Annotated in this window: 6 protein-coding genes; 2 read left to right on the forward strand and 4 right to left on the reverse strand. The window is 72.7% G+C overall.

The window, feature by feature from the left end; translation table 11 throughout:
• Positions 1-1329: helix-turn-helix domain-containing protein (locus ACWGIU_RS21885; RefSeq protein WP_453708232.1), on the forward strand; the 1329-nt coding region annotated here is incomplete at its 5' end.
• Here ACWGIU_RS21885 and ACWGIU_RS21890 read toward each other — a convergent pair.
• The 4 genes from ACWGIU_RS21890 to ACWGIU_RS21905 all read right to left on the reverse strand — a co-directional run bounded on the left by ACWGIU_RS21890 (position 1247) and on the right by ACWGIU_RS21905 (position 6208).
• Positions 1247-3187, reverse strand: coding sequence for an APC family permease (locus ACWGIU_RS21890; protein ID WP_453708234.1), 1941 nt, complete (start codon positions 3185-3187; stop codon positions 1247-1249). The two genes, ACWGIU_RS21885 and ACWGIU_RS21890, sit on opposite strands and share 83 nt — an antisense overlap.
• Before the next feature lie 30 nt (positions 3188-3217).
• On the reverse strand, positions 3218-3424 hold the full coding sequence (locus tag ACWGIU_RS21895) for a hypothetical protein (protein WP_453708236.1): 207 nt from the start codon (positions 3422-3424) through the stop codon (positions 3218-3220).
• 78 nt (positions 3425-3502) lie between these two features.
• A complete protein-coding gene (locus tag ACWGIU_RS21900; RefSeq protein ID WP_453708237.1) occupies positions 3503-3958 on the reverse strand; it encodes a (2Fe-2S)-binding protein in 456 nt (151 codons plus the stop codon).
• A gap of 21 nt (positions 3959-3979) precedes the next feature.
• On the reverse strand, positions 3980-6208 hold the full coding sequence (locus tag ACWGIU_RS21905; RefSeq protein WP_453708239.1) for a molybdopterin cofactor-binding domain-containing protein: 2229 nt from the start codon (positions 6206-6208) through the stop codon (positions 3980-3982).
• Between the two features lie 488 nt (positions 6209-6696).
• Between ACWGIU_RS21905 and ACWGIU_RS21910 the strand changes: the two genes are divergently transcribed.
• Complete coding sequence (locus ACWGIU_RS21910; RefSeq protein ID WP_453708241.1) at positions 6697-8118, forward strand: PP2C family protein-serine/threonine phosphatase; 1422 nt, start codon at positions 6697-6699, stop codon at positions 8116-8118.
• Positions 8119-8144 lie beyond the last annotated feature (26 nt).

Below are 8144 nucleotides of genomic sequence, written 5' to 3' on the forward strand. Positions count from 1 at the left end.
CCTCCCCACCGCCCCCTCCCCCGTGTCAGGCTGCGCGTCATGGAGCGGATCATCGAGGAGATACGCGAGGACCTGTCCCGCCGGATCGCCGTCGCGGCGGACCGGCTCGCCGACCGGACGCTGGCCGAGGACCCCGCCTACGCCGCCCTGCTGGGCCGGGCCGAGCTGCGCGAGCGGATCCACGACACCCTCCGTCAGGCCGTCGAGGGGCTGCTCCGCAGCTCCCGGGGCCTGCCGGTGGAGCTCGCCGACGCCCGGGCCGTCGGCACGCTCCGTGCCGAGCAGGGCTTGCCGCTCGGCTCGCTGCTGCGCACCTACCGCCGCGGCGGCCGGCTGCTCTGGCAGAGCCTCACCGAGGCCGTGACCGCGCACGACCGCGCGGCGCTGCCCCGGCTGCTGCCGGGTGCGTCCGTATTGTGGGACGTACTCGACCAGATGACGGACGCCGTGACCGAGTCGTACCGTCGGACCGAGGCCGCGCACGGCGACCGGGACCGGGAGCGCCGGGCGGCCCTGCTGGACGTGCTGCTCGACGGAGCGGACGGACCGTCGGCGGCGGCCGAGGCGGCCGCGGCGCAGCTGGGACTGCCGGAGCGGGGCCGCTTCACGGTGGTCGTGCTGGCCGCCGAGGTGTCCGGCGCCCCGTCCACCGCGCCGGCCGCGTCCGTCCCGCCCGCCCCGCCCGGGGGACCCGTGGCCGCCTCCGCTCCGCGCGTGCTGTGGCGCTTGCGCGCCGACGGGGAGGTCGGCCTGGTGGAGCTGGGCCACCATCCGCTGGAGTCCGTACGGGAACTGCTCGCGCCGCTCGGGGTACGCGCCGGGGTCGGCCCGGTCGTCGCGGCGCCGGCCGAACTGGCCCGGGCGCACCGGCTGGCCGCCCTGGCGCTGCGCACCGCCCCCGAGTCGGAGGGCCCGCGCACCGCGCTCCTCGACGAACGGCTGCCGGCGGCGCTGGTCGCGGCCCAGGCCGAGCTCGCCGGCCGGCTGCGCCAGGTGGTGCTGGGTCCGGTGCTCGCACTGCCCCCGGAGGACCGGCGGACCCTGCTGACCACCCTGGGCACCTGGCTGGCCTGCCAGGGCTCGACAACGGACGCCGCGCAACGGCTCTACTGCCACCGCAACACGGTCTCCAACCGACTGCGGCGCATGGAGCAGCTCACCGGCCGCTCCCTGTCCGACCCCCGGCACGTGGTGGAGCTGGCGCTGGCGCACTCGGCGGTGCTGCAGCGCATCGAGGAGGAACCGGTCACCCGTCCCGCCGCGCCGGGTCCGCGGACTTCGCGGACTCCAGGAGGTACGGCACGTCGATCACCGCGACGCCCGGCGTGAAGAGCAGTCGCGCCTTCAGCCGCAGGGCGTTCTGGTTGTGCAGGGGTTGCTCCCACCAGTGGCCCACCACGTACTCCGGGATCACCACCGACAGCATGTCCGTCCGGGGATCGGCGGCCAGTTCCTCGACGTGGGTCAGGATCGGGCCCACCACCTCCCGGTACGGCGAGTGCAGGATCCTCAGCGGCAGGCCGGTCTCGTGCTCGGCCCAGGCCTCGCGCAGCCGGGTCGCCTCCTGCTCGTCCGCGGCGACGGTGACCGCCGTCAGGGTGTCGGGGCGCAACCCCTGCGCGTAGCCGATGGCCTTGAGCGTCGGTGCGTGCACGGCGGCGACCAGGACCAGGACGTGATGGCGGGCGGGCCTGCGCGGAGTGGCGTCGGGGGCGACGGCGACCTGCCGGGCGACCTGGTCGTAGTGACGGCGCACGCCCTTCATGCCGAGGAAGAGCAGCGGCATGGCGATGACGACCAGCCAGGCGCCGTGGGTGAACTTGGTGAGCAGGACGATGACCAGGACCAGTGCGGTCAGGCAGGCTCCGACCGCGTTGATGGCGCGCCTGCGGTGGATGTGGATCCGCTCCTCGCGCGGGGTGGCGGGTGAGGCGAGCGCCTTCCGCCAGTGCCGGACCATCCCCGTCTGGGAGAGGGTGAAGGAGACGAAGACGCCGATGATGTAGAGCTGGATGAGGCGGGTCAGTTCGGCGTCGAAGGCCACGATGAGGGCGATGGCGGCGAGCGCGAGCAGGACGACGCCGTTGGAGTAGACGAGCCGGTCGCCGCGGTTGAAGAGCTGGCGGGGCGCGTACCGGTCCTTGGCGAGGATCGAGGCGAGCATCGGGAAGCCGTTGAAGGCGGTGTTCGCGGCGAGGACCAGGACGCCGGCGGTGACGGCCTGGAGCAGGTAGAAGAGGAAGTGCCAGCTGCCGAAGGTGGCCCGGCCGATCTGGGCGAGGGCGGTGGAGGTCGCGGTGCCCGGCGGCAGGCCCAGTTCGGTGGGGTCGGCCGCGACGTGCACCTGGTACGACATGGCCAGGGCGGTGATGCCGACGAACATCGTCCCGGAGAGCACGCCCATCGCGGCGAGCGTGGTCGCGGCGTTCTTCGCCTTGGGCTTGCGGAAGGCGGGGACGCCGTTGCTGATGGCCTCGACGCCCGTGAGGGCGGTACATCCGGAGGCGAAGGCGCGCATCGTGAGGAACACCAGGGCGAGTCCCGTGTACGTGTCGACCGGAGTGATCGGAAGGTCGGCGGACTCGGCGCGGATGATGTGGCCCGTCCCGAGCCGTACGGCGGCCACGGCGAACATGAGGTAGATGACGAGGACGAAGCCGTAGGTGGGGATGGCGAAGACCCGGCCCGACTCCCGTACGCCGCGCAGGTTCATGAGGGTCAGCAGCACCACGAAGGCGACGGACAGGAGCACTGCGTGGTCGCTGAGCGAGGGGACGGCCGAGGTGATGGCGGCGACGCCGGAGACGACGGAGACGGCGACGGTCATCACGTAGTCGACGAGCAGGGCGCTGGCGGCGGTGAGCGCGGCGGTCTGCCCGAGGTTCTCCGAGCTCACGACGTAGGCACCGCCCCCGCCCGGGTAGGCGTGGCAGGTCTGCCGGTACGAGGCGACGACGACGATGAGCAGGAAGACGATGGCGGCGGCCGCATACCAGGTGAGGTGCAGCAGTGCGACGCCGCCGAGGGCGAGGATCAGCAGGATCTCCTCGGTGGCGTAGGCCACCGAGGAGAGCGGGTCACTGCAGAAGATCGGCAGGGCAAGTCTTTTGGGCAGCAGGGTCTCGCCCAGGCGGGCGGTGTCGAGGGGTTCGCCGACCAGCATGCGTTTCGCATTGATACGCCTCATCAAGGCATGATCGTGCATTTGATTCGTTCGTCACCCCTTTCGGGGCTTGTGTCCCCTGACCAGGTCCTCGGCGAGCTCCCGTGCCCGGGTCGGCCGCTTGCGGGCACCGGGGACGGAGACGCCCGTGGCGGCCGCCACCGGGCCGAGTCGGGCGTCGTGCGCCGGCCGGACGCGCAGCACCTCTTCGAGGCCGGGGGCGCGCGCCGGGTCCGCGCCGCCCGCCTGCCGCCGGGACACGGCGGCATTCAACCACCCGCCGCACACCGCGCGCGGTCACCGGGTGGAGCGAAGGAGGTCCCGGGATCCCGCCGCCACTCACATCTTGCGCGCCGCGCTGCGGATGGCCTCCCGGATGCGGAAGTAGGTGCCGCAGCGGCAGATGTTGGCGATGGCGTCGATGTCCTCGTCCGTGGGCTCGCTCGTGCGCTTCAGCAGGGCGACGGCGGCCATGATCTGGCCGGGCTGGCAGAAACCGCACTGAGCGACGTCCTGTTCGAGCCAGGCCTCCTGCACGGGGTGCAGGTCCTCCCCGTTCGCCAGGCCCTCGATGGTGGTCACGCTGCGGCCGGCGCACGCGGAGACGGGCACCACACAGGGGCGGATGTCGGCGCCGTCCAGGTGGCTGGTGCAGGCCTTGCAGACGTCCACCCCGCAGCCGTACTTGGGGCCGCGGACGCCCAGCATGTCGCGGAGTACCCACAGCAGGGGCAGATCGTCGGGCGCGTCCACGGTGACGCTCCGCCCGTTGACGGTGAAGGTGTGCGAGGGCACTGCGCGCTCCTGGATCCGGGGCTATCGGGGGTAGGGGGTGAAGTCGACGTCGAAGTCGAGGGGGAAGCTGCGCGGCTTGGAACCGGTGGCCTTGGCCCAGGCGTTGGCGATCGCGCCGACGGCGGCGGGCACGCCGAGCTCGCCCGCACCGCCCGGTTCCTCGCCGGTGGCCGGCAGCACGAAGACCCGTACGTCACGCGGGGTGTCGCGCTGCCGGGCCCAGTGGAACTGGCTGTAGCTGCCCTCCAGCGGGAGCCCCTTGTCGAGGTGCAGCCCGGCGCGCAGGGTGGTGGAGATCGCGTCGGTGAGGCCGCCGATCATCTGGGCCTCCAGTCCGCGCGGATTGACCGGCAGGCCCACGTCCACGGCGATGACGGCCTTGGTGACGCGGACATGGTCCGGATTCCGGGTGTCGATCTCGACGAGGCACGCGGTACGGGACTTGTACTCCTCGTGGAAGGCGATGCCCTGCGCGCACCCGGCTTCCATCGGCCGTCCCCAGTTCCCTTCCTCGGCCACCTTGTCGAGTACGGCTCGCTGGGCGTCGGTCTTCAGGAAGGTGCGCCGGAACCGGTACGGGTCGCGGCCCGTACGGGCGGCGAGTTCGTCGACCACGATCTCCTCGGCTCCGCGCGTGTTGGCGGAGTAGACCGAGCGCCAGGAGGCGGTGGGAATGCCGGTGGGCACCTCGGTGAGGACCTGGGTGGTGAGGCCGAAGTGGTACGGGGACTTCACCGTGGTCAGGAAGAGGGTCTGAGCCAAAGTGGCGTTGCCGATGCCGAGCGGCAGACGGGCCGCCGTGGCGGTGATGATCTCGCCGAGCCCGTGCCGGAAGTCGGTCTCGGCGGCGGCCACGCGGTGCTCGAAGCTGAGCACCTCGCCCAGCAGGTGGGTGGCACGGATCTTGTGGTGGGTCGCGGGGCGCATCCGGCCGTGCCGGGTGTCGTCCACGCGGGTCCACATGAGCCGGACCGGGCGCCGGCAGGCCTTGGAGATACGGGCGGCCTCCAGGGCCGCGTCGAAGAAGAGCCGCCGGCCGAAGGAGCCGCCGGCCTGGACCACATGGACCTCGACCTTGGACAGCGGCAGGCCCAGGTCGGCGGCGATGGTCTCGCGGGCCACGATCGGGGACTTGAGACCGGACCATATCTCGGCCCGGTCCTCGCGTACGTCGGCGATGGCGGAGTTCGTCTCCATCGGGGCGTGGCTGACGAAGGCGAAGTCGAACTCGGCGTCGACGTACGGGGTCAGCAGGGGCGGGACCAGCAACGGCGCGGTGGCGGCGCGCAGCTTGGCGCGGATCCCGTCGTCGGACAGCTGGTCGGCGGGGCCGGGGCCCCAGGTGACCTGGAGGGCGGCCTTGGCGTCGATGGCCTGCCCGAAGGTCTCGGCGACGACGGCGACCCCGGTCGGGACGGTCACCACGTGCAGGACACCGGGCATGGCCCGGACGGCGGCGAGGTTGGTGACGGTGCGGACCGTGCCGCCGAGGGTGGGCGGGCGGCGCACGACGCAGGGCTTGGCGCCGGGCACGTCGAGGTCGAGGGTGTACCGCAGGGCGCCGGTGACCATGGCACGGGCGTCGACGCGCCCGGTCGGCCTGCCCACGAGGGTGTGCCCGGCCCGCTTCTTGGGCGTGGCACCGAGGACGATGAGGCCGGGATCGGCGGCGGCCGCGGCGAGGTCGCCGTAGTCGGCGGCGCGGCCGTCGGGGGCGCGGACGGTGCCGGCGGCGGTGGTCAGGGAGGACGCGGTCAGGCTCCAGCGGCGGGCGGCGGCCGCCACGAGGCGGGCCCGGGCGGTGGCGGCGCACTGGCGGACCGGCCCGTAGAGGGAGCGGATGGAGTTGGAGGATCCGGTGAGCTGGTTGAAGACCAGCTCGGGCCGGGCGTCGTCCAGCTCCACGCGTACGTCGGCCAGCGGGGCGTCGAGTTCCTCCGCCACCAGCATGGCCACGGCGGTGGTGAGGCCTTGGCCGACCTCCTCACGCGGCAGCCGGAAGCGGATGGTGCCGTCCGCCTCGACGGCGAGCGCCAGCAGGGCGGAGGTGGGTGCGCCGGCCAGGATGAACAGGTCGCCCAGGTCCATCAGGTCGGCGATCGCGGGGAGGGAGGGCACCACGGCGTGGGCGGGCTGCGGGGCGAGCGCGTCGGCTCCCGCCCGGGTGACCAGGGCCAGGGTCGGCGCGGCCACGAGGTAGGTGAGGAAGGAACGGCGGCTCTGCCCCGTGGCGTGGTTCTCCCCTGTCATGTCGTTGTGTGTCCCCACGCTGCGCGGGCCCGCCCGCACGGACCTCCCCCGGTTATTACCGGCACGTAGGGTAGCGACCCCGCAGGTCGTTGGGAAGCCCTGATCACGCCGTGTCACGTAGGCCGACATCACTCTTTCGGGGGTATCCCGGTGGCCCGCCTTGATCCGTTCCTTACGCAATTCCGGTGGCGGGCAGGGCTCGTACAGCTCGACCGCACGAGCGAGCGGCAGCCGCCGGATGGCCTGATTCCGGCCACCGTTCCTGGGGCGGAACCACCTCGACCGGCTGGTGTCCGTGCGCCGCCCCGGAGTTCGCCTGACCGGATTCGTTCGCACGCCCAAGGCGAGTCAGGAGGCCTACGGCATATACCAGAAGCAAGAACGTAGCGGATGTTGCCAAACGCCTTACACACCGTCGCGCCCTGTGCAACAGTCGTTACCGGTCCTTCCTTCAGACTTGGCCGTGCCGCGCCTGTATCGGAGTTCTCATGCCGTCCCACCTGTTCGCGGACCGTCCCGCGCAACCGCCCGAGCCGGGGTCGGTGGACGCGCTGATCTCGCAGACCCGGCGGCTGCGGGGCGAAGTGGACGCGGTCCGCCGCGACACCGTCGTCGACGACGACGACGCCCAGGGCCGCTGGCAGCGCGCACTGTGCGATCTCGCCGTCCACCACCTCGACGACCTCGGCGAGCACCTCGGCCAGCTCAAAGAGGGCCTGCCCCCGGCACCCGAGACGGTCGAGCACCCGCAGGCGGCACCCGAGGCCGGGCCCGAGGCCCAGACCCGCGTCGGCAGCGCCGAGTGGAACCTGCTGACCGACGAGGTCAGTTGGTCCGACGAGCTGTTCCAGATCTTCGGCCGCTCGCCCGAGGCCGGCGCGCTCCCCCTCGACGAACTGGGCTCGACCCTGTTCTCCGAGGACCAGCCGCTCCTCACCGCCTGGGTCACCGCCTGTCTGGTGGACGGCAAGCCGATCGACGGCGAGTTCCGCATCGTCCGGGCCGACGGCAGGGTCCGGACCCTGCACATGAGGGGCGAGCCGGTACTCGACTCCGACGGCTGTACGGCCTCGATGTGGGCCGTCCTGCGGGACGTGAGTGAACTGCGCCGGAGCCAGCGCGCGGTGCGCGAGTCGCGTGACTCCCTGCAGCGCCGGCGCGAGATCGCGCAGACCGAGCGCCGGCTGGCGGTCGAGCTGCAGGAAGCCGTGCTCCCCCCGTGGCGCGGCTCCCTGCGGTTCCCGTACGGCAGCGCGGGCACGCTGGACGTGGCCGCGCACTACCTGCCCTCCGCGACCAGCGCGCTGATCGGCGGCGACTGGTACGACGCGCTCGAACTCGCCGACGGCTGCTCGATGCTGACGGTCGGGGACCTGACCGGGCACGGGGTGACCGCCACCTCCGGGATGGCGATGATGCTGGGCGCCCTGCGCGGCATGGCCATGGCGGGCATCGAGCCCGGCCCGCTGATGGGCTGGCTCAACCAGCTCCTCGAAACCTCCGTACAGCCCGCGCTCGGCTCGGCCGTGTGCTGCCGCTACGATCCAGCGCGCCGGGTCCTGTCCTGGGCGCAGGCGGGCCACCCCGCACCACTGTTGTTCCGCCGAGGGTCGGGGCGTTCCCTGCTGCCGCCGGAGGGCGTCCTGCTGGGCGCGACCTCCGGAGCCTCGTACGGGCAGGCGGAGGAACGCCTTGAGGTGGGCGACCTGTTGGTCCTGCACACGGACGGACTGACGCCGCGCAGCATCGAGTTCAGCCGGGCGGACGGGACCGAGCGGCTGCTGGCGCTCGCGCCACTGTTCTCGGCGGCGCGGTCGGCGCAGGAGTGCGTGAGGATCGTGATCGAGGAGTTCGGCGAGAGCGAGCGCGAGGACGACGCCTGCATGCTCGTCGCCCGGGTCGGCGGGTAACGAGCGCCGTACGTGTGGGCTTCAGG

This window comes from Streptomyces sp. NPDC054840 (assembly GCF_053611065.1).